We start from the raw sequence: 24,383 nt of genomic DNA on the forward strand, positions 1-24,383 counted from the left end.
GCTCCTGAACTGCTGCGAGCGACGCCATGCTGCATCGGCCCGGCGCGTCGATTCGACGCATTGACGGACCCTTTGCGGAGGGCGGGAATGAGGTCAACCCGCGCGGCGCGTCCTTTCACCGGCTGGCGGAAAAATTGTTTTATACGGCATCGTCAAGACAACTTATCAACAGGCCCAGCCAAGGCTTTGCTCACTCTCGGCAAATTGGCTAAATTACCTACATGGATAGGCACCGCGTCGAGCAGGCGGTCCGAAGGATCGAAGTTGCACTGGGCCGCATTGAAGCGGCGGCAGATGCGTTCGCCCCCAATTCCGGTGCTGCCACCAGACTTGCAAACAACCATCACGCGCTACGCGAGGAAGTGGCCGCTACCCTGCGCGATCTTGACGAGCTGATTGAAGGGCTCAATCCATGAGCGAGGTTACGCTTCGCATCGGCGGCAAGGCCTACAAGGTTACCTGTGCTGACGGTGAGGAAGCGCAATTGGCCAAGCTGGGGAACATGGTCGACGGGAAGTTCAAGCAGATGGAAGGGATTCTGGCGCCGAGCGATGCGCAGAACCTTTTATTTGCCGCCATCTTGCTTGCTGACGAGCTGTACGAGGCGCGCGAAGCGGTGGGCGGTGATCCTGCAAGGCTGGCTGAGCGTGTCAGGGAACTTGAGGCAGAAGCGCGCACCTCGTCCAATGCGCAGCGCGAAACCGCGCTTGAACTTGAGGCTGTCCGCGCAGAGCGCGACACGATCGCAAACGATCTTGCCAATATCCACTCTGCTGCCGGTGGTCAGGAACCACTGTTTGAAGGGGGCGACATCGCGCCAAAGCTTGAGCAGTTGGCCGATTTGGTCGAAAAATGTGCGGTTGTGCTTGAGAGCAAGCTCGCAGCCACCTAGATAGGGATCGGCGGGACTGCCCGGCACGAGCCGTTTGAATATCCCTGAGGCTATAAGCAATCCTTGGGAGCTGTCCCTGCCCCAGTTCACGGGTTCGTCCTGGGAGTTGGGGCATACGGCGCCCACCTGACGTTGAGGCGTCAGAGGATTTCTCGGGCAACCGACCCATGGTGGTTCCGCCACTTGCGAGGGGACAGATGCAAGACAAGGCCGCATTGCGAAAGGAATTGCGCGCTCGCCGCCGCAAGCATGTGGAAGCGCAACCCGATGTCATTCGGGAGCTGCTGTTCCACCGCCCTCCTGCTCCGCTGCTGGAAAAGATCGCGTCCGGTTCGGTGATAGGCCTTTATCACGCGGGCCCCTGGGAAGCGCCCACTGCCAGCTACGTTAGGCATTTCGTCGAAGCTGGCCACAATGTGGCCCTGCCACATTTCACCTCGCGCGATGCAGAAATGACCTTCAAGCTGCATTCCGACCCGTATGGCGAGAGCGATCTTGAGGTGGGACCCTTCGGCATGCTCCAGCCAGCTAGCCATGCGATCGACATCACGCCCGATGTCCTGTTCCTGCCGCTGATCGGTTTTACCGCCACCGGTGAACGGCTTGGCCAAGGCGGCGGGCATTATGATCGCTGGCTTGCCGAACATCCCGGCAGGATCGCCATTGGCCTGGCGTGGGACGCACAGCTATGCAATGAATTGCCGGGCGAACCGCATGACGTGGCGCTTGACGCCGTCGTCACTCCAACACGGATTTACGGCCCTTTCTGATGCGCGACAAACCTACCTGGCGAATACCAATTGGCATTCTCGGCCTGCTGGCGGGGCTGACCGTCTATAGCATTGTCATTGCCCGCTATGCACCGGGCCTGATCGGGGCATGGCCGATCTGGCTCCAGACATTGGCCTATGTCATTCTGGGCGTCGTCTGGCTGCTTCCACTCAAACGCTTCCTTATCTGGATGGAGACAGGGCGCTGGGGTTGAGCTAGCCTAGCGTCCGAAGGGGAGGTTGCCTTGATGAAGCGACTGATTGGTTGGGTAACGCTGGCTCTTGTTCTTGCGGCCGGAGCGGCCTGGATGTTCGGCCAGCGCTGGATCGGTGAGCGCGTATTCAATGCCGCTGTCGAGCGGCAAGCTGGCGTTGATCGCTCTGCCAAACTTCCTGATGGATTGCATGTCTATCTCTGCGGCAGCGGATCGCCCATGCCCGATGCCGACCGCGCCGGGCCGTGCCTTGCCGTGCTTGCCGGGCGGCAGGGATTCATTTTTGACGCAGGATCGGGGTCGATCCGCAAGCTTGGCGCAATGGGTTTCCCGATGGGCCGGCTCGAGGCCACTTTCCTGACCCATCTTCATTCCGATCATCTCGACGGGCTTGGGGAACTGATGTTGCAAGCGTGGATGGCGGGGGGCCGCGATACACCGCTGCCGATCTATGGCCCCAAGGGGACTGACCGCGTTGTTGCAGGGTTCATGCAAGCCTATGAAATCGATCGTGGTTATCGCATCGCGCACCACGGGCCGGGCGTTGCACGCCCAGGCGGTTTCGGCGGCGAAGCCCGGATCATCAGGAGCGGGCTGGTTTTCGAAGATGACGGGCTGGCTATCCGCGCCATGAAAGTCGATCACGCGCCGGTCGACAATGCCCTGGCCTTTCGGATCAATTACAAGGGGCGAGTCATCGTTATCAGCGGAGACACCGGCTTTTCTCAAGGGCTCGCGCGTTTTTCAGAAGGCGCCGACGTAATCTTCCATGAAGCGCTAAACCCAGAGATGACCGGCAAGCTGGGGCAGACCCTGGCCGCGCGGGGGAATGCAGATGCCGCAAAGATCATGGCCGACATTCCAGACTATCATGCCACCCCGCAAGAAGCGGCGCGCGTGGCGCAGATGGCAGGGGCGAAGATGCTGGTGCTCTATCACCTCGTTCCCGCTCCGCCTACGCGGCTGATTGAGCCGGCGTTCACGGGAGACGCAACCGATCTGTTTGACGGCCCGCTGAAACTGGCAAGGGACGGAATGCTGGTTAGCCTGCCGGCAAAAAGCCAGACGATCGACCTGGACCAACTGCTTTAGAAAAAGTCCCAAGTGGCGCGAGTGACGGGACTTGAACCCGCGACCTTCGGCGTGACAGGCCGACACTCTAACCAACTGAGCTACACCCGCGCATTACGGCGGCAGCGCCTCTTGGGAGACGCGCCAATAAGGCCGGGCACAGATGCTGTCAACGGCCCTCGGCGCGAAAAAAAGAACTTTATTCGCTTAGCAGCAGAACCGGCGTTTCGATGAGCTTTTTGATCTCCTGGATGAAACTGGCCGCGTCATAACCGTCGACCACGCGGTGGTCGCAGCTGATCGAGATATTCATCAATTTGCGTTTCTCGATCCGCTCGCCGCCCATGCCATCCGGCACGAACATCGGGCGCTCGATGATCCGGTTCGGACCCAGAATTGCCACCTCCGGCCGGTTTATCACCGGCGTGTGCGCCACCCCGCCAAGCGGGCCGAGTGAAGTCAGCGTCAGCGTTGAGCCCGAAAGCTCCTCGGACTTGGCTGAACCATCACGCGCGGTCTGCGCCAACCGCCCGATTTCGTTCGCGAGCTGCCACAGATTGCGGCTTTGTGCATCGCGGATTACCGGCACCATAAGCCCGTTGTCGGTCTGCGTCGCCATGCCCAGGTGCACTGCGCCGTGGCGGGTCACCACACCTGCTTCGTCGTCATAGCGGGCATTGATCATCGGGAAACGCGGAATCACCCGGCAAATCGCGCTGACCAACAGCGGCAACATGGTAAGCTTCGGCTTGCTGCCACGATTGGCGTTGAGATCAGCGCGCATGCGCTCAAGCTCGGTGACATCGCATTCCTCGACATAGGAGAAATGCGGAATGTGGCGCTTTGAGGCAGCCATGTTCTGCGCAATGCGTTTGCGCAGACCGATCACCTTGATCGATTCGTCCGGGCCTGCGCGGCCAGCAGGGGCAAAACCGCCGCCAGCATTGTAGGCCAGGAACTGGTCGAGATCACCGTGCCGGATCCGGCCATCCTCGGCGGGTTTCACTTCAGCAAGATCGATGCCCAACTCGCGCGCGCGCTGGCGCACTGCGGGGGAGGCAAGGACCTTTACCTCTCCCCCTCCCATAGGCGAGGGCGCCGGGAGTTGGGTGTCTGAGGGTGCGGCGGTGTGCGAGGTCTCGAGCTTCGCCCCCCCATCCCCAACCCCTTCTCCCACAGGAAGGGGTTTTTCCGGCTCACCAACCTCTGCGACTTCGTCAGCCTCATCTTCGACTTCGCCTTCAACCTCGACAACCAGCAGCATAGAGCCGACCGCAATCGTGTCGCCCGCTTCGCCTGAAACCTGGATGACCTTGCCATCAACCGGGCTTTCGATGTCAATCGTGGCCTTGTCAGTCATCACGTCAACCAGGTGTTGGTCTTCGCGGATAATATCGCCAACCTTTACGTGCCATTCCACGATTTCGGCCTCAGCAACGCCTTCGCCGACATCGGGCATGTTGAAGGTGAATTTCGCCATTGTTCAGTCCTTCAGAATCTTGTCGATCGCATCGCCAATGCGCACGGGACCGGGGAAATAGGCCCATTCGAGGCTGTGCGGATAGGGTGTGTCGAAACCGGTAACGCGCTCGACCGGTGCTTCGAGGTGGTAAAAGCAGCGTTCGGTAACGAGCGCGGAGAGCTCAGCCCCGAAGCCTGAAGTTCGGGTGGCTTCGTGCACGATCATGCAGCGGCCGGTCTTTTCAACAGATGCCTCGATTGCTTCGATATCGAGCGGTACCAGCGTCCGCAAATCAAGGATCTCCGCATCGACGCCTTTCTCGCGGCAGACTGCTTCGGCGACGTGTACCATTGTGCCGTAAGCGAGAATGGTCAACGCATCGCCTTCGGTAACCTTGCGCGCCTTGCCCAGCGGGATCTTGTAATATCCTTCGGGAACAATGCTTTGTGGGTGCTTCTTCCACGGTTCGACAGGCTTGTCGTAATAGCCTGAGAACGGCCCGTTATAAATCCGCTTGGGTTCGAAGAAAATGACCGGGTCATTATCTTCGATCGCCGAGATAAGCAGGCCCTTGGCATCGTATGGCGTTGACGGGATCACCGTTTTCAGCCCTGAAACATGGGTGAAAATGGCCTCCGGGCTCTGACTGTGGGTCTGCCCGCCGAAGATGCCCCCGCCAAAGGGTGAGCGCACGGTAAGCGGCGCAATGTAATCGCAAGCGGAGCGATAGCGCAGTCGCGCTGCCTCGGAAATCAGCTGATCAAGGCCGGGATAGATATAGTCTGCAAACTGGATTTCCGGAACCGGGCGCAGGCCATAAGCCCCCATCCCCACGGCAACGCCAATGATCCCGCATTCACTGATCGGCGTATCGAACACGCGGGTTTTACCATGTTTTTCCTGCAGGCCCGCGGTGCAGCGGAATACGCCGCCGAAATAGCCCACGTCCTCGCCCATCACGATCACATCGGGATCGCGCTCAAGCATGATGTCGAGCGCATCATTGATCGCGTCGATCATGTTCATGCGGCGTTCGGTCACGCCGTCCTGAATAGCTGCTTCGCTCACCTGGCCGCTCATGATTTGGGCCTTCCTTCGGGCCATTTGATCTCGCGTTCGCGGATCGCCTGCGCGGCCTGCTCTTCAAGATGCCAGGGCAGCTCTTCGTAAACATCCTCGAACATGGTGTGGAACGGATGATGCATGCCGTGGCCGAGAATGCCGTTCTTCTCGGCCTCCTTGGTCGCTGCCTTGACCCGTTCGGCACATTCGAGATCCATCTTTTCCTGTCGTTCAAGATCCCATTCGCCGATCGCGATCAAATGCCGCTTCAGGCGCATGACTGGATCACCCAGCGGCCACTCCTCGCGTTCCTGGGCGCTGCGGTACCCGCTTGGGTCGTCCGATGTCGAATGCCCCTCTGCGCGATAGGTGAAATATTCGATCAGCGTCGGCCCGGCATTCGCACGGGCGCGTGTGGCCGCCCATTGCTGCGCGGCATAGCAGGCCAGTGCATCGTTGCCGTCGACCCTGAGGCCCGCCAGGCCATAACCCAGCGCGCGCGCGGCAAAGGTGGTGCGTTCAGCCCCGGCGAAGCCGGAGAAGCTGGAGATCGCCCATTGGTTATTGATCACGTTCAGGATCACCGGCGCGTTATAGACTGCGGCAAAGGTGCAGGCGGAATGGAAATCGCCCTCCGCAGTAGACCCTTCCCCTACCCAGGTCGCCGCAATCCGGCTGTCGCCCTTGATCGCGCTGGCCATCGCCCAGCCTACCGCCTGCGGGGTCTGCGTGGCGAGGTTGCCCGAGATCGAGAAGAAGCTGTGCTCGCGACTGGAATACATGATCGGCAGCTGGCGACCCTTCAGCTTGTCGCCCTTGTTCGAATAGATCTGGTTGATCATTTCGACGATGGGATAGCCGCGCGCGATCAATATGCCTTGCTGGCGGTAACTCGGAAACACCATGTCATCTGACGCCAGCGCCATGGCAGCGGCAACGCTGGTTGCCTCTTCGCCAGTGCATTTCATGTAAAAGCTGGTCTTGCCCTGGCGTTGACCGCGAAACATGCGGTCATCAAAAGCCCGCACCAGTGCCATGTTGTACAGCATTGTCCGAAGAGTATCGGGATCGAGCTTGGGATCCCACGGCCCGTGCGCCTGGTGATCTTCGCCCAGCACGCGCACCAATCCATAGGCGAGTTCGCGCATATCCTTGGGATCGGCAGTCTCGTCAGGGCGCGGCTGCGCACCTGGTGCGGGAATATCCAGGTCACTGTAATCCACCTCGTCGCCGGGCCGATACTTCGGCTCGGGAACGTGCAACTCAAGCGCCGGCTTGTTGCTGCCGGACGGGCGTGAAGTGTCAGGCCTGTCGGCCATATCCTGGCTCTCCCCCTGCCTGATGCAGGTCTGTAGCAATCTTTTAAGTGCGCGTTATTTTATTTCACACCGCGCAGTTGGTCAAGCAGATGCATGTCTAAGGGATCAGACCGCAACAGGTGCCTTGATGGGAGCTAGCGGCGCGTAATCATGCACAACGAAATCCTCGATCCGGTAATCGAAAATTGTTTCCGGCCTGCGCTTGATCTCAAGCACCGGATGCCCGGTTGGTTCCCTGCTGAGCTGTTCGGTAATCAGATGTTCGTGATTGAGGTAGAGGTGCACATCCCCGCCCATCCACACCAGTTCGCCCGGCTCCAGATCGGTCTGCTGCGCCATCATTCGCATCAGCAACGCCGCAGACCACAGGTTGAACGGCAGGCCCAGAGCCACATCGCAGCTGCGCTGATAGAGCAGGCAGTTGAGGCGGTTTCCGGCCACATGGAACTGGTAAGTCTTGTGACACGGCGGCAGCGCCATCCGGTCAAGCTCGGCCACGTTCCAGCCTTCGATGATATGGCGGCGACTGCCGGGATTATTCTTTAGGCTTGTCACCACTTCGGCGACCTGATTGATCCCCTCGCCCTTTTCATAAAGCCCGTCGGCACGATAGCGCCAGGTAGGCCAATCGACCCACTGCTTGCCATAGACCGGGCCAAGATCGCCCCACTTTGCCGCGAATTCCTCGTCCTCGGCGATCCGCGCCACGAAATCGTCGAGCGGAATGTCGTCTCCGGCTTCCTTAATGTAGCGCGCGTGCGGCCACTCGTTCCAGATCTTCACGCCCTGGAGCACCAGAGGGCGGATATTGGTTTCGCCGGTCAGGAACCACAGCATCTCGCGCGTGGCGGTTTTCCAATAGACCCGCTTGGTGGTGAGCAGCGGCATCGCTCCGCCTGCCAGATCGAATCGCAGCATCACCCCGGCGATAGAACGCGTCCCTACCCCGGTGCGGTCAACGCGCTCGCTGCCGTGCTCCCAGATCTGGCGCATTAGGTCGAGATATTGCCATTCGGGATGGCGCGAGGGGATGTCGGCAGAGGGAATCGCAGCGCTGGCCATGCCACCATCCCTAAACCTGCATTTGCCCGCTTGCCACCCCGTCCGCGCACTCCTATAGGGCGCGCCTTGCCTCGTCCCACAGCTTTTTGCAGCTTTGTGGGCACGACACGGTCGGGGAGTAGCTCAGCCTGGTAGAGCACTGTCTTCGGGAGGCAGGGGCCGGAGGTTCGAATCCTCTCTCCCCGACCAGTTTCCTTGCATGGAATTTTCTCGACTGCTTTCGTGATAGTTGCCCGCGCCGTTCGTATCGGGCACGCTTAGGGTCATGAACCTGTTCGACCTAAGCGGGAAGACCGCAGTCATAACCGGCGGCAATAGCGGCATCGGGCTTGCCTTTGCCCGCGGGCTCATCAAATCCGGGGCCGATGTGGCGATCTGGGCGCGCAATGAAGCCAAGAACGCTGCTGCCGTCGATGAGCTCAATGCGCTTGGCATCGGGACGGCGGTCGCCTTTCCATGCGATGTGGCGAAAGAGGAAACGATCGCCTCTGCCATGGCTTCGACACTGGACCGCCTCGGCAAGGTGGACATCTGCTTCGCCAATGCCGGGATCGGCCAAGGCATGGCCTTGCCCGAAATGACCGCCGAGGCGTGGGACCGGGTTATGGCGGTCAATGCGCGCGGGCCGGCGCTTACCTATCGCTATGTGAGTGAACACATGGTCGAACGAGGCGAAGGTGGGAAGCTGATCGCTACCTCGTCAGGCCAATCGATCATGGGCGTCAATCGCAGCTCAAACTACGCCGCGTCGAAGGCCGCAGTGAACGGGCTAACCCGCGCCGCCGCATTCGAACTGGCGCGCTACAAGATCACCGCCAACGCCTTGCTGTTCGGATTTTACGAGACCGATCTGACTGCCCAGGCCGACCCGCGCTTCGCTGAATGGATGACCAAGCGCATTCCCTTGCGGCGTTTTGGCGATCACGAGGGGCTGGAGGGGCTCGCGGTATTCTTCGCCTCATCGCACAGCGATTACATCACCGGGCAGTGCCTGCCGGTCGATGGGGGGCTATCAATCAGCTGAGCCGGGCTTCGGCCCCGGCGCCCCGGCACTTTGGTGGCTAGCCGCCGCGCAGCAATTGCACGCCCCAGTCACGCTCGAACAGGTAGAGGAGCAAGCGAGCCGCCTGGCCGCGCTCGCTCGCCAGGCCGCCGTCGCGTTCGATCAGCAGCCGCGCATCTGCATGGGCGGCGGGAAGCAGGCGCGTTATCTGCTCAAGGTTGGCGACGCGAAACGGCGTATCACCGGATTGCCGCGTGCCCAGCAATTCGCCCCCGCCGCGTAGCTCGAGATCCTCCTCCGCAATGCGGAAGCCATCCTGCGTTTCACGCATCAGCGCGAGCCGCCTTCGTGCCGTTTCCGACAGTTTATCGCTGCGCAGCAGAAGGCACACCGCCTGTTCCGATCCGCGCCCCACGCGCCCGCGTAGCTGGTGGAGTTGCGCGAGCCCGAAATGCTCGGCCTGCTCGACCACCACCAGCGTGGCATTGGGCACATCCACGCCAACCTCGATCACAGTAGTCGCCACCATCAGCCTCGCCTCGCCCGCTACGAAGCGCTCCATCGCGGCATCCTTGGCCTCGGGAGCGAGTTGTCCGTGGACCAGCACGACATCCTCGCCAAAGCGCTCCTTCAGCGCGGCGTAGCGCGCCTCGGCAGCTGCCAGATCGGCGCTTTCGCTTTCATGCACCATGGGGCAGACCCAGAAGGCCTGTTGCCCGGTGGCCAGGTGACGCGCGATCCCGTCAACGATCTCGCCTATTCGCTCCATCGACATCACGCGGGTAATGATCGGCTTTCGCCCGGGCGGCATCTCGTCCAGCCGGCTGACGTCCATCTCGCCATATTGCGCAAGGGTGAGCGTGCGCGGGATTGGAGTGGCGGTCATCGCCAGTGTGTGCGGCGAGGTTTTGCCCTTGCTGGCGAGTTGCAAGCGTTGCGCCACGCCGAAGCGATGCTGCTCGTCGATCACGACCAGCCCCAGGTCCTTGTAGTTCACGCTTTCCTGGAAAATCGCATGCGTGCCCACAACGATATCGATCGAACCATCGAGCAGCCCCATCAATATGCTTTCGCGCGCCTTGCCCTTGTCCCTGCCCGTGAGCAACGCAATCTCCACGCCGGCCGGGGCGGCCATCTGGCGCAGCGTTTCGTAGTGCTGCCGCGCAAGGATTTCGGTAGGCGCCAGCAGCGCCGCCTGCTTGCCAGCCTCATTCGCGATCAGCATGGCATAGAGCGCAACCACGGTCTTGCCCGCGCCCACGTCCCCCTGCAGCAGGCGCAGCATCGGCGCCTGCTGCGCGAGGTCGCCTTCGATTTCGTCAATCGAGCGAACCTGCGCCCCGGTGAGCGGAAACGGCAGTTGCAGCTTACCGCGCAAGCGCCCATCGCCTGCCAGTGGCTGCCCCTTGCGGCGGCGATTGTCTGCGCGAACCAGCATCAGCGCCAGCGAGTTCGCCAGCAGCTCGTCATAGGCGAGCCGGTCGCGCGCCGGCGTGTTTTCCGCCTTGTGCGCCAGACGCAGCGCATCGCGCCAAATCGGCCACCCCGCCTTTTCAAACTGTGTGGGTTCGATCCATTCGGGCAATTCGGGCAAACGTGCGAGCGCTTGTTGCACCAAGCCTGCAACACGCGGCTGGGTCAGTCCTTCAGACAGTGAATAAACCGGTTCGCACAGCCGCGCGAGGGTTGCCCCACCCTCCTTCTCGACATGGTCGGGGTGAACAATCTGCAGCATGTCGCCATAACGGTCGAGCCGACCCGCCACCCAGCGCTTCTCGCCTACCGGAAGCTGCTTTTTCGCACCGAACGAGGCCCGCCCGAAATAGGTCAACGCGCAGATATTGCCGACGCTATCCTGCGCCAGCACCCGGTATGGCCCGCGGTTGTTGCGCGCCGCACGGTGCTCGGTAGGCGTGAGCGCGATCACGATCTGCTCGCCCTCGCCCGCATCGTCGAGCGATTCCACCGCGCGCCGAGACACGAAGCGCTCTGGCAGATGATAAGCGAGGTCCCGCACCCTGGTGAGCCCGAGCTTGTCGAGCGGTTTCTTCACCTTGGGGCCTACGCCTTCAAGTGCATCTATCTCGACGAACAACGGGTTTAGGACTTCAGGACGCATGACGTTTCCCTAGCCGCTTTGGCACGTTGTGCGAAGCACCCCGCAGCGCTTGCCAGTGGAGCTTTTTTGCGCTCTAAACGGGGCACAGGCGACGTTTTTGGGGGGAAAGGTCGCATCCTCTCTGCACTGATCCGGCGTAGCCTCACGGGTCGCGGACTATCAACAGAGGGGACTAGATATGATCCGCAAGCTTACAATTGCTATTGCCGCAGCTTCCATGGCACTCGGCGCAGCCCCGGCATTCGCCCAGGACGAACCCGACGAAGCGCGCACTACCTACAGAATCGAGTACCTCAAGTTCAAACCGGGTTCTGGCAACCGCTGGAATGAACTGGGAGAGAAGTATTTCGGTCCGGCCACCGATGAAGCAGGTCTCAAGCGTCCAACCGTGCACTGGCTGATGGGCGGCCCCTGGGACATCATGATGGTATTCGAAATGCCGCGCGGCATGGCCTCGCTAGATTCCCACGCCTCGCCCGAACAGGCGGCGTTCCGCAAGGCACTGATCAAGGTTGCCGGAAGCGAGGAAGAAGCCAAGAAGATATGGGAAGAGGACGAAGCGCTCATTGCCAATTCGGTGACGACCTTCAGCCACACCCACCCGTGATGCGATACTGCACTTGATCGCAGGCAGATGATCAGACACAGGGGCGCCATTCCCTAATTGAGTGGCGCTCCTGTTCCATGTCCGATGCCCTGACTTTCGAAGCCCGCCTGGCACGTGCCAAATTCCGCGCCTGGCATCGCGGCACGCGCGAAGCCGATTTCATGGTCGGCGGGTATTTCGACCGATACCATACTGAATGGAACGAAGCGGAATTGCGCTGGTTCGAAGCGTTGCTCGACGAAGACGATGTTGATGTAATGGCCTGGGCTCTGCAAACCGCGCCGGTGCCTGAGCGATTTGCCGGCCTGCTCATGGAACTTATGCAGCGGCTTGATTATGTCGATATCCCGCGCTGATCGGTTGATATCCCATGCCTGACCTTTCACGCGTCCTTTCGGCTACGAAGCCGCTGACACTCGCTTCGGTCGCGCGCGGCGCTCAGCCATTGGTAATGAGCGACCTGGCACGGGCAGCCAAGACGCGCGCGGTGTTCATCGCGCCCGACGAAGCCGCAATGCGCGCGGTGGCCGACGCCGCACAGTTCTTCGCCCCCGAGCTTGAAGTGATCGAGTTTCCGGCCTGGGACTGCCTGCCTTATGACCGGGCTAGCCCAGCCCTTTCGGTAAGCGCCAAACGGCTCGCGGCGCTGCACCGCCTGCAAGCTGGCGGGGCAGGTTCGCAACTGCTCGCCACCACCGCCAATGCGGCGCTGCAGCGTGTGCTCACTCCGTTCCGCATTCGCGAGAGTGTTCGCGAATTCAGGCCGGGCACAACGATCGGGCATGCCAGCCTTTCCGCGCTTCTCCAGCGGCAAGGCTATTCGCGCACCGATACAGTGGTGGACCACGGCGAATATGCGCTGCGCGGATCGATCGTCGACATCTTCCCTTCCAGTCTCGAACAGGGCCTGCGGCTCGATTTCTTCGGCGACGAGATCGAAAGCTTGCGCCTTTTTGATCCCGGCACACAGATGACAGTGGGCACGCTCGACGAACATTTGCTGCTTCCGGCAAGCGAAGCGCTGCTTGACGAGGGTAGCATCAAGCGTTTTCGCGGCCGTTATCGCGAACTGTTCGGCGCGGCTTCAACACAGGATCCGCTATATGAAGCGGTCAGCGAAGGGCGCCGCCTCGCCGGGATGGAACACTGGCTACCGCTGTTCGAAGATCGACTGGCCACCTTGTTCGACTATCTTTCGCCCGACGATGTGTTGGTCATCGACAATGGCGCGATGGGCGCTGCAGATGAGCGATTCAGGGATGTCACAGACTATCACCATGCACGTCAGAAGGTAGCTGGCCAGGCCGCTGGCAGCTATCGCCCGCTTGCCGAGGACGCGCTCTATCTGGGCAAGGATGAGTTTGACGCCAAATTGGTGGATCATGGCGTTCATCGCAGCGTGATCTTTGCCGAACCCGAAAGCGATGGCGTGATCGACTTCGGCTTTTCGTCGGCGCGCGACTTTGCACCCGACCGAGCGCGCGGTGACAATGTTTATGAGCTGGCCGCGAAGCATCTTTCGGCGCTTGGCAAATCGGGTAAGCGCCCGCTGCTCGCGGCCTATTCGACCGGCAGCCGCGCACGCATCGCCTCAATCCTGGGTGAAGCAGGTTGCAGCGTAAAGCTGGCTGGCAGCTGGCAGGAAGCGCTGGGACTTTCGGCCAAGGGTCAAGCCGTTGCCATGGTGCTTCCGCTGGAAAGCGGCTTCGCCAATAGCGAGCTGGAATTGCTCACCGAACAGGACGTTCTGGGCGATCGGCTGGTTCGCCGCCGGAAACGGCGCAAGGATTCGGACGCTTTTCTGGCGGAATTGCAATCGCTCAATCGCGGCGATCTGGTAGTCCATGTCGAACACGGGATCGGCAAATATCTGGGGCTTGAGCCCATTGCCGTTGGCAAGAGCCAGCACGATTGCGTGATGCTCGAGTATCGCGGCGGCGACAAGCTCTACATCCCGGTCGAGAACATTGACGTCCTGTCGCGCTATGGATCATCCGAAGACGCGGTGATGCTTGACCGGCTCGGAGGCGAAGGTTGGCAGAAGCGCCGTGCGCGGCTGAAAGAGCGCATCCGCGAGATCGCGAGCGAACTGATGCAGATCGCTGCACTGCGCGCATTGAGAAAGGCGCCGGTACTCGAACCCGAACCGTCAGCCTACAACCAGTTTGTCGAGAAGTTCCCGTGGGAAGAAACCGACGACCAGGATGCGGCTATTTCCGATGTGCTGCACGATCTGGAAAGCGGCAAGCCGATGGACCGGCTGGTGTGCGGCGATGTCGGTTTCGGCAAGACCGAGGTTGCGCTGCGGGCCGCCTTTGTCGCTGCAATGAGCGGCCAGCAGGTCGCTGTGGTCGCTCCAACCACCCTTCTGGCGCGGCAGCATTACACCAGTTTCGCCGAGCGTTTTTCCGGCTTCCCGCTCAAGGTTGGGCGGCTCTCGCGTCTGGTCCCGGCGAAGGAAATGTCAGACACGCGCGTGGGGCTGGAGAAAGGCGATGTCGATATCGTGATCGGCACGCATGCGATCCTGTCGAAAAGCACCAAATTTCGCAATCTGGGGCTGGTGATTGTCGATGAGGAACAGCGTTTCGGCGTCACCCATAAGGAACGCTTGAAGGCGCTGCGCACCGACGTGCATGTGCTGACGCTTACCGCCACGCCTATTCCGCGCACCTTACAGATGGCAATGACAGGGCTGCGCGAGCTTTCGACCATCCAGACACCTCCGGTCGACCGATTGGCCGTGCGCACCTATGTGATGGAATGGGACGACATGGTGATGCGGGAGGCGCTGCTGCGCGAGCACCATCGCGGCGGACAGAGCTTCATCGTGGTTCCGCGCATTTCAGACATGGCCGAGGTCGAGGAGTGGCTGCGCGAGCACGCCCCCGAAGTGAAGGTCATCTCCGCACACGGGCAGATGAGCGCCAGCGAAGTGGAAGAGCGCATGAGCGCCTTCTACGATCGCAAGTATGATGTGCTGCTCTCAACCACCATCGTCGAAAGCGGGCTGGATATCCCGAGCGCCAATACCATCATCATTCACCGCGCCGACCGGTTCGGCCTGGCACAGCTCTATCAGCTGCGCGGACGCGTAGGGCGCGCAAAACTGCGTGCCTATGCCTATCTCACCTATGAAAAGGGTGTCCAGCTTTCAGAAGTGGCTGAAAAGCGCCTGAAAGTATTGGGCGATCTTGATTCGCTTGGCGCTGGATTCCAGCTTGCCAGCCATGATCTTGATATCCGGGGTGCCGGAAATCTGCTGGGAGATGAGCAGTCGGGCCATATCCGCGAGGTTGGCTTCGAGCTTTACCAATCAATGCTTGAGGACGCGATCCTGGCTGCCAAGGCAGGTGAAACGGGCCTTTCGGCAGAACGCGACACTCTGAGCCCGCAGATTACCGTCGACGCACCGATCATGATCCCCGAAGATTATGTGCCCGATTTGGCGGTGCGCATGGCGCTATACAGGCGTCTCAACGATGCCAGAGACAAGGCAGAGATCGAAGCGCTGGCTGCAGAGATGATTGATCGCTTCGGTCCGCTGCCCGCCGCCACAGCCAATCTCGTTCGGCTGATCGAAATCAAGCACCAGGCGATCCAGGCCAACATCGCCAAGATTGACGTTGGTGCGCGCGGGACGCTGGTAAGCTTCCACAAGGATGATTTCCCCGACCCCGCAGGCCTGCTTGCCTATGTCGAACGCTTGCAGGGTACGGCCAAGTTACGACCTGACATGAAACTGGTGATCAACCGTGCCTGGGCCGATCCACAAAGCCGCCTCAACGGGCTGATCCAGCTTACCAAGGGATTGTCGAACATCGCCAGAAAGGCGACCAAAGCGGCCTAAACTTCAAGCATTGTCATCAGCGCAGCGCGGGTCAGCGGCTTTGCGCCTAGATAGCCCTGCCAATAGGTACAGCCCTCCTCGATCGCCGCATCACGCTGTGCTGCTTCTTCGATCCCTTCGGCCACGACATCGAGTTCAAGTACACGTGCCAGTGTTACGATCGCGCGCAGCACAGCCCGATCACGCTCACTTGTCGCAACGCCCTGCACCATCGAACGATCGAGCTTCAGTGCATCGAGCGGCAGGCGCTTGAGATAGTCAAAATTACAAAATCCTGCACCAAAATCGTCCAAAGCGATGCGTAGCCCATGGTCCCGCAAGGCTACCAGCCGGCGCGCAGCGAGATCGAGATCGTCCAGCAGCAGCTCTTCGGTGATTTCCAACGTCACTTGATGCGGATCCAGGCCGCTCGATGATAGCTCGGCTATCACCCGGGCCACAAAGCCCTCCCCCAACAATTGCCTGGAGGTCACGTTGAGCGACAGGCCCAGCCCAATTGGCCATTGCCCCGCCTGCCGGATCGCCAGCGAGAACACATGCCATGGCAGTTCGTTTGCAAGCCCGGCCGCGGCAGCAAGCTCAAACAGTTCATGTGCACTGATCTTGCCATACGAGGGGTGTATCCACCGCGCGAGGGCTTCTGCGCCGATCAAGCGACCGTTCGTGCAGGAAAATTGCGGCTGAAACCGGATCTCGATCTGGCCAAGCCGCAACGCTAGCTCAAGTTCGTCGGCTAAAGTTCCAGAAGACTGCGCAAACAGGAAAGTTTTCGGCTCTGAGTGCCTGGTTCGGTCGAGTATCGCCATGTCCGGTCAGTTACACCCCGCAGCGAAAGAGCGCCCGCAAAGAATCGCATCCGTTGAAAAATGGCACAACCCGCCATAGAGAAGGCAACCGGCAAGCGGGCGAAAGGGACAACCACTTGGCCAAGATTCAGGAATTACAGCGCATTGCCTTGATCGCTTCGGATACGGAGCGTGCACAGGAAGCCTATGCCGAGCTCTTGCCTACGCGCGAATGGACTCCGCTCGAGCAGGCCGATGCGGTAGTTGTTCTGGGCGGCGACGGTTTCATGCTGCAGACCTTGCACGCCATGCTCGACCGGGGGCGGGTGATCCCCGCCTACGGCGTCAATCTCGGCACAATTGGTTTTCTCATGAATCGCTATCGCACCGGCATGGACGTGATGAAGCGCCTGACCCGCGCCCGTGCCATTGCGATCGCTCCCCTGTGCATGGATGCCGTAACGCAGGACAATGGCACGCATCGCTTTTTTGCCATAAACGAAGTATCACTGCTGCGCGAAACCCGCCAGACTGCCAAGATCGAAGTGGCCGTGGATGGTAAAGTGCGCATTCCAGAGCTGGTCTGCGACGGCGTGCTGGTTTCGACGCCGGCCGGCTCGACAGCTTACAACCTCTCGGCCAACGGCCCGATACTCCCGCTAGATTCGCAATTGCTGGCGCTCACGCCGATCAGCCCGTTTCGCCCGCGGCGCTGGCGCGGGGCCATCCTGCCCGATCGCAGCATGATAAAGATGACGGTACGCGAACCCCGCAAGCGCCCGGTTTCGGTCGTTGCCGATCAAAAGGAAGTGCGCGATGTCGCCGAAGTCTCGCTCGCCATTGCGCGCGAATGCGAATTGACCCTGCTGTTTGACCCCGGCCATGCACTTGATGAGCGGATCGTGGCCGAACAATTCGTTGTCTAACCTTGCCCCGCTCGGGGTGCATATTGGCGCCCATCGGCAAAAGTCAAAACAGCCTCTTGCCAAACGAATCCGGCACCCATATAGGCGCACCCCTGCCGATAAGGCTGCTCCCCGATAGCTCAGCGGTAGAGTAGGTGACTGTTAATCACTTGGTCGTTGGTTCGAATCCAACTCGGGGAGCCATTTCGCGGGATTGATCGCGTGGCAGGCTCAAAGCCCCCACAGCAGCCGTGCCCCCACCCACATCACAAGTGCCGCCGTCAGCCAGCGAATAGCGCGTTGCGGCAGAAACCGAACCGCCATCAGGCTGCCGATCTGCCCGCCAATCGCCACTGCCAGCAGCAGCGGCAACCCGCCCCCGATCGCCTGCCCAAACATTTGCGGCCCGTTCTTGAGCAATTGCCCGGCAAGCCCGAACAGCGAATTCACCAGGATAAAGAAACTGGCAGTAGCCGCGATTGCGCGCGCGCTGTTCCAGCGCGTCAGGTGCAGCAGCGGAGCAAGGAAAATTCCGCCACCAATACCCACCAACCCAGCCAGATAGCCAAGGGGCACAGCAGCGAAGGGAACCATGCGCGCAAGGGGATGTGCTTCGCCCTTGGACGCATCGGGAATGGGCAACAGCATGGTTACGCCGGTCAGCAACAGGCTCGCGCCCAGCAGGGTCATGAAAGCCTCGCGCCCGATCGGAGTAAGTCCGCCCAGCAAGGCAGCAGGCGCTGCGAGCCCGGTAAGCACTATCGCGCCGCGCCAAGGCGTCACTTTGGCCCGGGCGAAACGAACCGAACTGCCAGCAACCACCACGATGTTGCAGGCCAGCGCCAATACGGGGAGCAGCCGGTAATCCAGGCCAGACAGCGCCAGCAGCGCGGCATAAGTCGAGCCCCCGCCGAACCCCACTGAAGCATAGAGAGCCGCAGTTATGAAAAATGCAATCACGAGCAGGGGCATGCTGATCCACTAGTGAACGGGGCCATCCAGTGCTAGCCAATACTGGTCGAATTCAGGAAGGTTTCGGATGCGGATTGATTTAGGGGCTCAGTTGGCTGCTGCTGGACCAGGCGAAGCAAGGATCATCGGAGATATCACGGCTGACGCCTTCCGCAGCGATCCCTTCAACAATTGGTTGTTTGGCAATTTCGATGCGATGGCAGTCGCCTTCCACGGGCTGGCACGGCACCTCTATACCAAACGCGGATTTTGTTACCGGCTGGGTGACCAAGGGGCGGCAATGTGGATGCTGCCTGGCGGGAACAGCAACCTGCCGCTTTCAGCCTTGCCTGCCGTATTCCATGCGGTTCTTCGCAGCTCTTCCGGCGGTATGAAGCGAATCATGCGCACGATAGATGCGATGGAAGCGCATCATCCCAAATTTCCACACGCTTACCTTTTCACCATCGGTGTCAGGCCCTCCGCCCAAGGCAAGGGCCTGGGTCGCGAACTTTTCAAACCGATGCTCGCAGCATGTGATCGCGAAGGAGTTCCCGCTTACCTGGAGAACTCCAACCCTGAAAATAGCGGCTTTTATGGCGCACATGGGTTCGAGCGGGTTGAGATGATCCATCCCATCGAAGGATGCCCCCCGCTCGAAGCCATGATCAGGCAGCCGCGGCTGCCTGCAAGCTAGGGTCAGGACTCATTAAGCGCCGGCGCGCGGCCCTGCAGCGCCGTGGCAATGCTTGTACTTGTTGCCCGAACCGCAAGGGCACGGCGCATTGCGGTTGACATCCATGTCGGCAAAAGGATTGTCGGCATTCGAACCGCCAGGGCCAAAGGCCGCTCGCGCGCTACCGGCGAGCGCCCCGAACAGGGCCGGCCGCTCATCCGAGCCATCACCGTCATTCGAATCATCGAGCCCAGTGAACGGATCGATATGACCGGTAAGAAAATCGGGCAGATCGGGCAGTGTCCTGGACTGGGGCTGCTGGATCCGCAGCTCGGACTTGATCAGGATTTTGGTCACGTCTTCGCGCAAAGAGTCGAGCATCAATTCAAACAGGCCAAACGCTTCCTGCTTGTATTCATTGATCGGTTGCTTTTGCGCGATCCCGCGCATCCAGATCACCTGGCGCAGCGCATCAAGCGTGGCTAGGTGTTCCTTCCAGTGATAATCGAGCCGTTCGAGCAGCACCGACTTCTCGACCTGGCGCCAGATGTTGACGTCAGCGTCGGCAATCTTGCGTTCCATGACTTCATTTGCTGCTGCCAGGATCCGTTCTTCAAGCAGTTCCGGCTCGACGTGGTCTTCCTCCAGCCAGCTCTCAATTGGCGGAGTAAGCCCAAAGACTTCCTCGACCTTTTCCTTCAGGCCTTCAATATCCCATTGCTCGGGATAGGAACCTGGAGGGCATGCCTCGCCGACAATCGCGTTTACGGTGTCATGGCGCATGTCATCGACGACATCGTCGACCCGTTCAGCTTCCATGATTTCGCCGCGCTGTTCGTAGATTACCTTGCGCTGATCGTTCATCACGTCATCATATTGGACAACCTGCTTGCGCACTTCGTAATTGCGCGCTTCGACCTTTTTCTGCGCGGTTTCAATCGCCTTTGAGAGCCATTTCGAACCGATTGCCTCACCGTCTGCAAGGTTTGAATTCATCATCTTCGAGAACAGCGTATCTGGCCCGAAAATGCGCAGCAGATCGTCTTCCAGGCAGAGATAGAAACGCGACAGGCCCGGATCGCCCTGGCGGCCGGAACGACCGCGCAACTGATTGTCGATGCGGCGGCTTTCGTGGCGTTCAGTTCCAAGCACGAACAACCCACCCGCCTCGAGCACCTTCTGCTTTTCCGCTGCAACTTCGGCCTTGATGCGATCGATTTCGAGCTGCCGCCTGGGATCGTCTTCGGCAATGTCTGCCAGCTCGTCGCCAATGCGGAATTCAACATTGCCGCCCAGCTGGATGTCCGTACCGCGGCCCGCCATGTTGGTGGCGATAGTGACAGCGCCCAGCCGCCCGGCCTGCGCTACAATACGCGCTTCACGTTCATGCTGGCGGGCGTTGAGAATCTCGTGCTTGACGCCTTCCTTGTCGAGAAACTGGCTGAGCAGTTCGGACTTCTCGATCGACACTGTGCCCACCAGCACAGGCTGGCCAATTTCGTTCTTTTCCTTGATCGCCTTGGCAATCGCGCCGAATTTGTCGAGCGTGTTCTTGTAGAACTCGTCTTCCTCATCGATCCGCTGGACCGGAACGTTGGTCGGGATTTCGACCACATTCATCTTGTAGATGTCCCAGAATTCGGAAGCTTCCGTGGCGGCTGTGCCGGTCATGCCAGACAGCTTGGGGTACATGCGGAAGTAGTTCTGGAAGGTGATCGAAGCCATGGTCTGGTTCTCGGGCTCGATCTTCACCCCTTCCTTGGCTTCAACCGCCTGATGTAGGCCGTTCGACCAGCGGCGGCCATCCATCATGCGCCCGGTGAATTCATCGATGATAACAACCTTGTTGTCCTTCACGATATAGTCCGTGTCGCGCTTGAACATGATGTTCGCTTTCAGCGCCTGGTCGAGGTGGTGGACCACCAGCGTGTTTTCGATGTCGTAAAGGTTTTCGGTCTGCAGCAGCCCCTTGGCAAAGAGGATCCGCTCGATCTCGTCAGTCCCCTCTTCAGTCAACTGAATATTCCTGGTTTTTTCGTCCTTTTCGTACCAGTCTTCGGGGATCTGTTTTACCACTTCGTCGAGCGCAACGTAGAGATCAGACTTGTCTTCTGTGGGCCCAGAGATGATCAGCGGCGTGCGCGCTTCGTCGATCAGGATCGAGTCAACTTCGTCAACGATCGCAAAATTGAACGGCCGCTGCACCATCTGATCACGCGAATGCTTCATATTGTCGCGCAGATAATCGAAGCCGAGCTCGTTGTTGGTGGCGTAGGTTATGTCGGCATTATAGGCTTCGCGGCGCTGGAATTCGTTGAGGTTGGGCACGATCACACCCACCGTGAGGCCCAGCCAGCCATACAGCTGGCCCATCCATTCGGCATCGCGCTGGGCAAGATAATCGTTCACGGTAACGACGTGCACGCCCTTGCCTTCGATTGCGTTGAGGTAAGTTGCCAATGTCGCCACAAGCGTCTTGCCCTCGCCCGTCCGCATCTCCGCAATTTCGCCGCGGTGGAGCACGATGCCGCCGATCTGCTGGACATCGAAATGCCGCATCCCGAGAACCCGCACCGAGGCTTCGCGCACGGTCGCGAAGGCTTCGGGAAGGATATCGTCGAGCGTAGCTCCATCGTCGAGCTGGCGGCGGAACTTATCGGTCTGGGCCTTCAGCTCATCATCGCTCAACGCCTGGATTTGCGGTTCGAGATCGTTGATTTGACTGATAATTTTTCCGAGTGACTTGACGTAACGGTCATTCGAAGAGCCGAACAGAGATTTGGCAATGGTCTGAAACATGGAGACGGTCCTGACGGGACTTGAATTGTGTGAAGTGCAGCCGCACGCCCATTGCGCCGACTGCCGGAACTACATCGGGGATATGCTTGGTTGCGCGCTATTCGTAAGCGCGATCAATCCCGTAAAGCACAGGAGGTCGCACTACGCGGCGTGCCCGCTTGGCGGGCTTCTGCGATTTGTCGCCCTCGTCAGCCTGGCTACCAGCTTCGTCACGATGGCACGTGCGGCGATCATCGCCGCTGGCGTCAGCCATGTCGGCAGTAACACCGATCTCGCAATCGAGCATGTCGGCAATCGACGCATGCGCAGGCGCACTCACGGCCACAAGACCGGTAAGGAGCGCCAGACAAGCAAGCATGCGACGTAACATGCGCTCCAAGATATGTTGTCTTGTGCACTTCGTCCAGTTCGAATGGCGGATTTACTGTGCAGCCTACTCGCGCTAGCGCGAATTCATGGATCTCAAACCTTCACCACTTGCCCTGCCATTCCCCCAAAACATTCCCGAAATTGCCGGGGTAACGCTGCGCGTCGCGCGGGCTCGGTACAAGAACTGGGACCGGGCCGACCTGACCTATGCCGAGCTGGCGGAAGGAACGAATGTGGCCGGGGTCTTCACGCAAAGCGCCTGCGCGTCTTCCGAAGTCGAACTGGGCCGCGAGCAGGCGAAACTCGGCCGCGCCCGGGCGCTGATAGTCAATGCAGGCAATTCCAATGCATTTACAGGCTATCGTGGCCGCGAGGCAGTGGAACAGATCATGGGTCAGGTCGCCGCGCATATCGGCTGTGCACCTTCCGACGTCTTCGTCTCCTCAACCGGCGTGATCGGTGTTCCCTTGCCCAAGGACAAGGCATATGCCGGTGTTGCCGCCGCGTTGGAAGCCGAACCATGCAATTGGGAGGAAGCGGCTACCGCAATCTCCACCACAGACACTTTCCCAAAGGGTGCCCGTGCCAGTGCGATGCTTGGTGAAACCCGTGTCGAGCTGGCTGGGATCATCAAGGGATCCGGCATGATCGCGCCGGATATGGCCACCATGCTGGGCTATGTCTTCACCGACGCAGCGGTGGAACCGGCCTTCCTGCAAGAGTTGCTGTCGCGCTCCAATCGTGAGACGTTCTCATGCATCACCGTCGATGGCGATACCTCTACCAGCGACACCGTGCTTGCATTTGCCACGGGCAAAGCGGGCAATACCCCGCTTGCTTCGTACGACGATCCGGGCGCAGACGCCTTCGCGGCGGCGCTCACCGATTTGTGCCGGCAGCTCGCACAGCTGGTGGTGCGCGACGGCGAAGGCGCGAGCAAGTTCATCACCATCCGCGTGTCGGGCGCGGTTTCGGATGAAAGCGCGCACCGCGTCGCGATGAGCATCGCCAACTCACCGCTGGTGAAGACGGCAATTGCCGGCGAAGACGCCAATTGGGGCCGCGTGGTGATGGCGGTGGGCAAGGCAGGCGAACCGGCAGACCGCGACCGGCTTTCGATCGCCTTCGGCGGCGTCTGGACCGCGCGCAACGGACTGCCAGTGGAAGGCTATGACGAAACCCCGGTTGCCGCCCATCTCAAGGGCCAGGAGATCGACATTGCGGTTGAACTCGGATTGGGCGAGGGCCGCGCCGCAGTGTGGACCTGCGACCTCACTCACGGCTACATCTCGATCAACGCCGATTACCGCTCGTGAACGAAGTCGACGCTTCCATCCTCGCGCTTATGCGGGATGTCAGTGAACGGGTGATTCTTCCGCGCTTCCGAAACCTCGCGCAACACGAGATTGACGAGAAGGCAGCCGATGATTTCGTGACCATTGCCGATCATGAAGCAGAAGAGCTTCTGGCAGAAGGCCTGGCACAGATCGATGCCTCGCTGGCGATGGTTGGTGAGGAGGCCTCGCATGCCGATCCAACGCTGCTGGGCAAATTGTCGGAGGATTGCTGGATCGTCGATCCGATCGACGGTACGCACAATTTTGCCCACGGCAAGCCGCCGTTCGGGATCATCGTCGCGCAAGCAGGCGGCGGCGAATGCCAGTCTGGCTGGATTTATGACTGCCTGTCAGGCCGTTTCTGCCATGCGCATCGCGGCTCGGGCGCGTTCGTGAATGGCGATCGCATTCATGCCCGCATCACGGGCGAAAACCCGCCGGTCGCCGCGATCTCGCGGATTTTCCTGACCGACGAGCAGCGCGCGCTAGTCGATGCACGGCTGGCCCCCCATTACCGGTTGGTTGACATTCCGCGCTGCGCAGCAGAGCAATATCCGCGTCTGGCGCTGGGCGAGAATGACATCTCGAGTTTCAAGCGAACCCTGCCCTGGGACCATGCCGCAGGCGTTTTGTGGCTCAATGAGGCAGGCGGCAAGGCTGCACGGATCGACGGCAGCGCCTACCGAGTTGACGAGCATGACAGCCCGGGCCTGATTGGTGCATCAAGCCCGGCTATCTGGGATGAATTCGCCAAGCGGGCGCTTAGCGACTCTTAAGTCTTAGAGCGCACTTTCAAGCCACTGCTTGAGCGCGCTCTTGGGGCGCGCGCCAGTAAGTTCGGCAACCTTCTGTCCACCCTTGTAGAGCGCGAGGAAGGGAATGCCCTGCACGCCCAGCTGGCCCGGGACACCGGGGTTTTCCATGATGTCCATCTTGGCGATGGTAACCTGATCGGCCAGCTCGTCGCTGATTTCTTCGAGCGCGGGCGCGATCATCTTGCAGGGGCCGCACCAGTCAGCCCAGAAATCGACCAGCACGGGCTTGTCGGACTGGAGCACATCGTTCTGGAAGCTGGCATCGGTGACCTTTACGGTTGCCATGGGGAATCTCCTGAATTTTCGTTGGACAC

Annotated in this window: 23 protein-coding genes, 3 tRNA genes and 1 other RNA gene; 16 read left to right on the plus strand and 11 right to left on the minus strand. The window is 60.3% G+C overall.

Annotated elements, in window-relative coordinates:
* Window positions 1-221: 221 nt before the first annotated feature.
* From ACX3VQ_RS00960 to ACX3VQ_RS00985, 6 genes are all read left to right on the plus strand, one after another.
* Window positions 222-416, plus strand: a complete 195-nt coding sequence (locus ACX3VQ_RS00960) for a hypothetical protein (RefSeq protein WP_462579088.1) — start codon at window positions 222-224, stop codon at window positions 414-416.
* The gene (locus tag ACX3VQ_RS00965; RefSeq protein ID WP_462579089.1) at window positions 413-892 is read left to right on the plus strand and encodes a cell division protein ZapA; all 480 of its coding nucleotides are present in this window, start codon (window positions 413-415) and stop codon (window positions 890-892) included. Before ACX3VQ_RS00960 ends, ACX3VQ_RS00965 begins: the two co-directional genes overlap by 4 nt.
* 10 nt (window positions 893-902) lie before the next feature.
* A non-coding RNA gene (gene ssrS, locus ACX3VQ_RS00970) (6S RNA) lies at window positions 903-1,073 on the plus strand.
* Window positions 1,074-1,089: 16 nt separating this feature from the next.
* Entirely contained in the window at window positions 1,090-1,662 is a 573-nt protein-coding gene (locus ACX3VQ_RS00975) for a 5-formyltetrahydrofolate cyclo-ligase (RefSeq protein WP_462579090.1), read from the plus strand.
* The gene (locus tag ACX3VQ_RS00980; protein ID WP_462579092.1) at window positions 1,662-1,877 is read left to right on the plus strand and encodes a DUF2842 domain-containing protein; all 216 of its coding nucleotides are present in this window, start codon (window positions 1,662-1,664) and stop codon (window positions 1,875-1,877) included. The genes ACX3VQ_RS00975 and ACX3VQ_RS00980 overlap by 1 nt, the downstream gene beginning before the upstream one ends.
* A gap of 33 nt (window positions 1,878-1,910) precedes the next feature.
* The gene (locus ACX3VQ_RS00985; RefSeq protein WP_462579093.1) at window positions 1,911-2,969 is read left to right on the plus strand and encodes an MBL fold metallo-hydrolase; all 1,059 of its coding nucleotides are present in this window, start codon (window positions 1,911-1,913) and stop codon (window positions 2,967-2,969) included.
* Window positions 2,970-2,982: 13 nt separating this feature from the next.
* Here ACX3VQ_RS00985 and ACX3VQ_RS00990 read toward each other — a convergent pair.
* The 5 genes from ACX3VQ_RS00990 to thyA all read right to left on the minus strand — a co-directional run bounded on the left by ACX3VQ_RS00990 (window position 2,983) and on the right by thyA (window position 7,853).
* A tRNA-Asp gene (locus tag ACX3VQ_RS00990) sits at window positions 2,983-3,059 on the minus strand.
* Window positions 3,060-3,147: 88 nt separating this feature from the next.
* Window positions 3,148-4,428: a dihydrolipoamide acetyltransferase family protein gene (locus ACX3VQ_RS00995; protein ID WP_462579094.1), complete on the minus strand. Its 1,281-nt coding sequence runs from the start codon at window positions 4,426-4,428 to the stop codon at window positions 3,148-3,150.
* 3 nt (window positions 4,429-4,431) lie between these two features.
* Complete coding sequence (locus ACX3VQ_RS01000; protein WP_462572025.1) at window positions 4,432-5,490, minus strand: alpha-ketoacid dehydrogenase subunit beta; 1,059 nt, start codon at window positions 5,488-5,490, stop codon at window positions 4,432-4,434.
* Window positions 5,487-6,791, minus strand: coding sequence for a 3-methyl-2-oxobutanoate dehydrogenase (2-methylpropanoyl-transferring) subunit alpha (locus ACX3VQ_RS01005; RefSeq protein WP_462579095.1), 1,305 nt, complete (start codon window positions 6,789-6,791; stop codon window positions 5,487-5,489). Before ACX3VQ_RS01005 ends, ACX3VQ_RS01000 begins: the two co-directional genes overlap by 4 nt.
* A 105-nt stretch (window positions 6,792-6,896) precedes the next feature.
* Complete coding sequence (gene thyA / locus ACX3VQ_RS01010) at window positions 6,897-7,853, minus strand: thymidylate synthase (protein WP_462579096.1); 957 nt, start codon at window positions 7,851-7,853, stop codon at window positions 6,897-6,899.
* A gap of 112 nt (window positions 7,854-7,965) precedes the next feature.
* On the opposite strand from thyA, the gene ACX3VQ_RS01015 reads away from it, so the two are divergent.
* Both ACX3VQ_RS01015 and ACX3VQ_RS01020 read left to right on the plus strand, forming a co-directional pair.
* Window positions 7,966-8,042 (plus strand) — tRNA-Pro (locus tag ACX3VQ_RS01015).
* 76 nt (window positions 8,043-8,118) lie between these two features.
* The gene (locus tag ACX3VQ_RS01020; RefSeq protein ID WP_462579098.1) at window positions 8,119-8,877 is read left to right on the plus strand and encodes an SDR family NAD(P)-dependent oxidoreductase; all 759 of its coding nucleotides are present in this window, start codon (window positions 8,119-8,121) and stop codon (window positions 8,875-8,877) included.
* 37 nt (window positions 8,878-8,914) lie between these two features.
* Here ACX3VQ_RS01020 and recG read toward each other — a convergent pair whose 3' ends face one another.
* Complete coding sequence (gene recG, locus ACX3VQ_RS01025; RefSeq protein ID WP_462579099.1) at window positions 8,915-10,975, minus strand: ATP-dependent DNA helicase RecG; 2,061 nt, start codon at window positions 10,973-10,975, stop codon at window positions 8,915-8,917.
* Between the two features lie 178 nt (window positions 10,976-11,153).
* On the opposite strand from recG, the gene ACX3VQ_RS01030 reads away from it, so the two are divergent.
* From ACX3VQ_RS01030 to mfd, 3 genes are all read left to right on the plus strand, one after another.
* On the plus strand, window positions 11,154-11,582 hold the full coding sequence (locus ACX3VQ_RS01030) for a hypothetical protein (protein ID WP_462579100.1): 429 nt from the start codon (window positions 11,154-11,156) through the stop codon (window positions 11,580-11,582).
* Window positions 11,583-11,659: 77 nt separating this feature from the next.
* Window positions 11,660-11,938: an FAD assembly factor SdhE gene (locus ACX3VQ_RS01035; RefSeq protein WP_462572016.1), complete on the plus strand. Its 279-nt coding sequence runs from the start codon at window positions 11,660-11,662 to the stop codon at window positions 11,936-11,938.
* Between the two features lie 14 nt (window positions 11,939-11,952).
* Complete coding sequence (gene mfd, locus ACX3VQ_RS01040; protein ID WP_462579101.1) at window positions 11,953-15,432, plus strand: transcription-repair coupling factor; 3,480 nt, start codon at window positions 11,953-11,955, stop codon at window positions 15,430-15,432.
* On the opposite strand, the gene ACX3VQ_RS01045 is transcribed toward mfd, so the two are convergent.
* A complete protein-coding gene (locus tag ACX3VQ_RS01045) occupies window positions 15,429-16,238 on the minus strand; it encodes an EAL domain-containing protein (protein ID WP_462579102.1) in 810 nt (269 codons plus the stop codon). The genes mfd and ACX3VQ_RS01045 overlap by 4 nt on opposite strands.
* A gap of 125 nt (window positions 16,239-16,363) precedes the next feature.
* Between ACX3VQ_RS01045 and ACX3VQ_RS01050 the strand changes: the two genes are divergently transcribed.
* Both ACX3VQ_RS01050 and ACX3VQ_RS01055 read left to right on the plus strand, forming a co-directional pair.
* Entirely contained in the window at window positions 16,364-17,143 is a 780-nt protein-coding gene (locus tag ACX3VQ_RS01050; protein WP_462580653.1) for an NAD kinase, read from the plus strand.
* A gap of 108 nt (window positions 17,144-17,251) precedes the next feature.
* Window positions 17,252-17,326 (plus strand) — tRNA-Asn (locus ACX3VQ_RS01055).
* 27 nt (window positions 17,327-17,353) lie between these two features.
* On the opposite strand, the gene ACX3VQ_RS01060 is transcribed toward ACX3VQ_RS01055, so the two are convergent.
* On the minus strand, window positions 17,354-18,094 hold the full coding sequence (locus ACX3VQ_RS01060; RefSeq protein ID WP_462579103.1) for a sulfite exporter TauE/SafE family protein: 741 nt from the start codon (window positions 18,092-18,094) through the stop codon (window positions 17,354-17,356).
* 91 nt (window positions 18,095-18,185) lie between these two features.
* On the opposite strand from ACX3VQ_RS01060, the gene ACX3VQ_RS01065 reads away from it, so the two are divergent.
* Window positions 18,186-18,770 carry a GNAT family N-acetyltransferase gene (locus ACX3VQ_RS01065; protein ID WP_462579104.1) on the plus strand — a complete coding sequence of 195 codons (585 nt, stop codon included), beginning with the start codon at window positions 18,186-18,188 and terminating at the stop codon, window positions 18,768-18,770.
* 12 nt (window positions 18,771-18,782) lie between these two features.
* On the opposite strand, the gene secA is transcribed toward ACX3VQ_RS01065, so the two are convergent.
* Window positions 18,783-21,548: a preprotein translocase subunit SecA gene (gene secA / locus ACX3VQ_RS01070; protein WP_462579105.1), complete on the minus strand. Its 2,766-nt coding sequence runs from the start codon at window positions 21,546-21,548 to the stop codon at window positions 18,783-18,785.
* Between the two features lie 97 nt (window positions 21,549-21,645).
* The gene (locus ACX3VQ_RS01075) at window positions 21,646-21,867 is read right to left on the minus strand and encodes a hypothetical protein (RefSeq protein WP_462572009.1); all 222 of its coding nucleotides are present in this window, start codon (window positions 21,865-21,867) and stop codon (window positions 21,646-21,648) included.
* A gap of 136 nt (window positions 21,868-22,003) precedes the next feature.
* Here ACX3VQ_RS01075 and argJ point away from each other — a divergent pair, with 136 nt between their 5' ends.
* A complete protein-coding gene (argJ, locus tag ACX3VQ_RS01080) occupies window positions 22,004-23,233 on the plus strand; it encodes a bifunctional glutamate N-acetyltransferase/amino-acid acetyltransferase ArgJ (protein WP_462579106.1) in 1,230 nt (409 codons plus the stop codon).
* A gap of 29 nt (window positions 23,234-23,262) precedes the next feature.
* Window positions 23,263-24,030 (plus strand): inositol monophosphatase family protein, encoded by a 768-nt coding sequence (locus tag ACX3VQ_RS01085; RefSeq protein ID WP_462580655.1) that lies wholly within the window; start codon window positions 23,263-23,265, stop codon window positions 24,028-24,030.
* Window positions 24,031-24,033: 3 nt separating this feature from the next.
* On the opposite strand, the gene trxA is transcribed toward ACX3VQ_RS01085, so the two are convergent.
* Entirely contained in the window at window positions 24,034-24,354 is a 321-nt protein-coding gene (gene trxA / locus ACX3VQ_RS01090; RefSeq protein ID WP_462572007.1) for a thioredoxin, read from the minus strand.
* Window positions 24,355-24,383: the final 29 nt, after the last annotated feature.

It is taken from the genome of Altererythrobacter chaiwopuensis, from assembly GCF_054957735.1.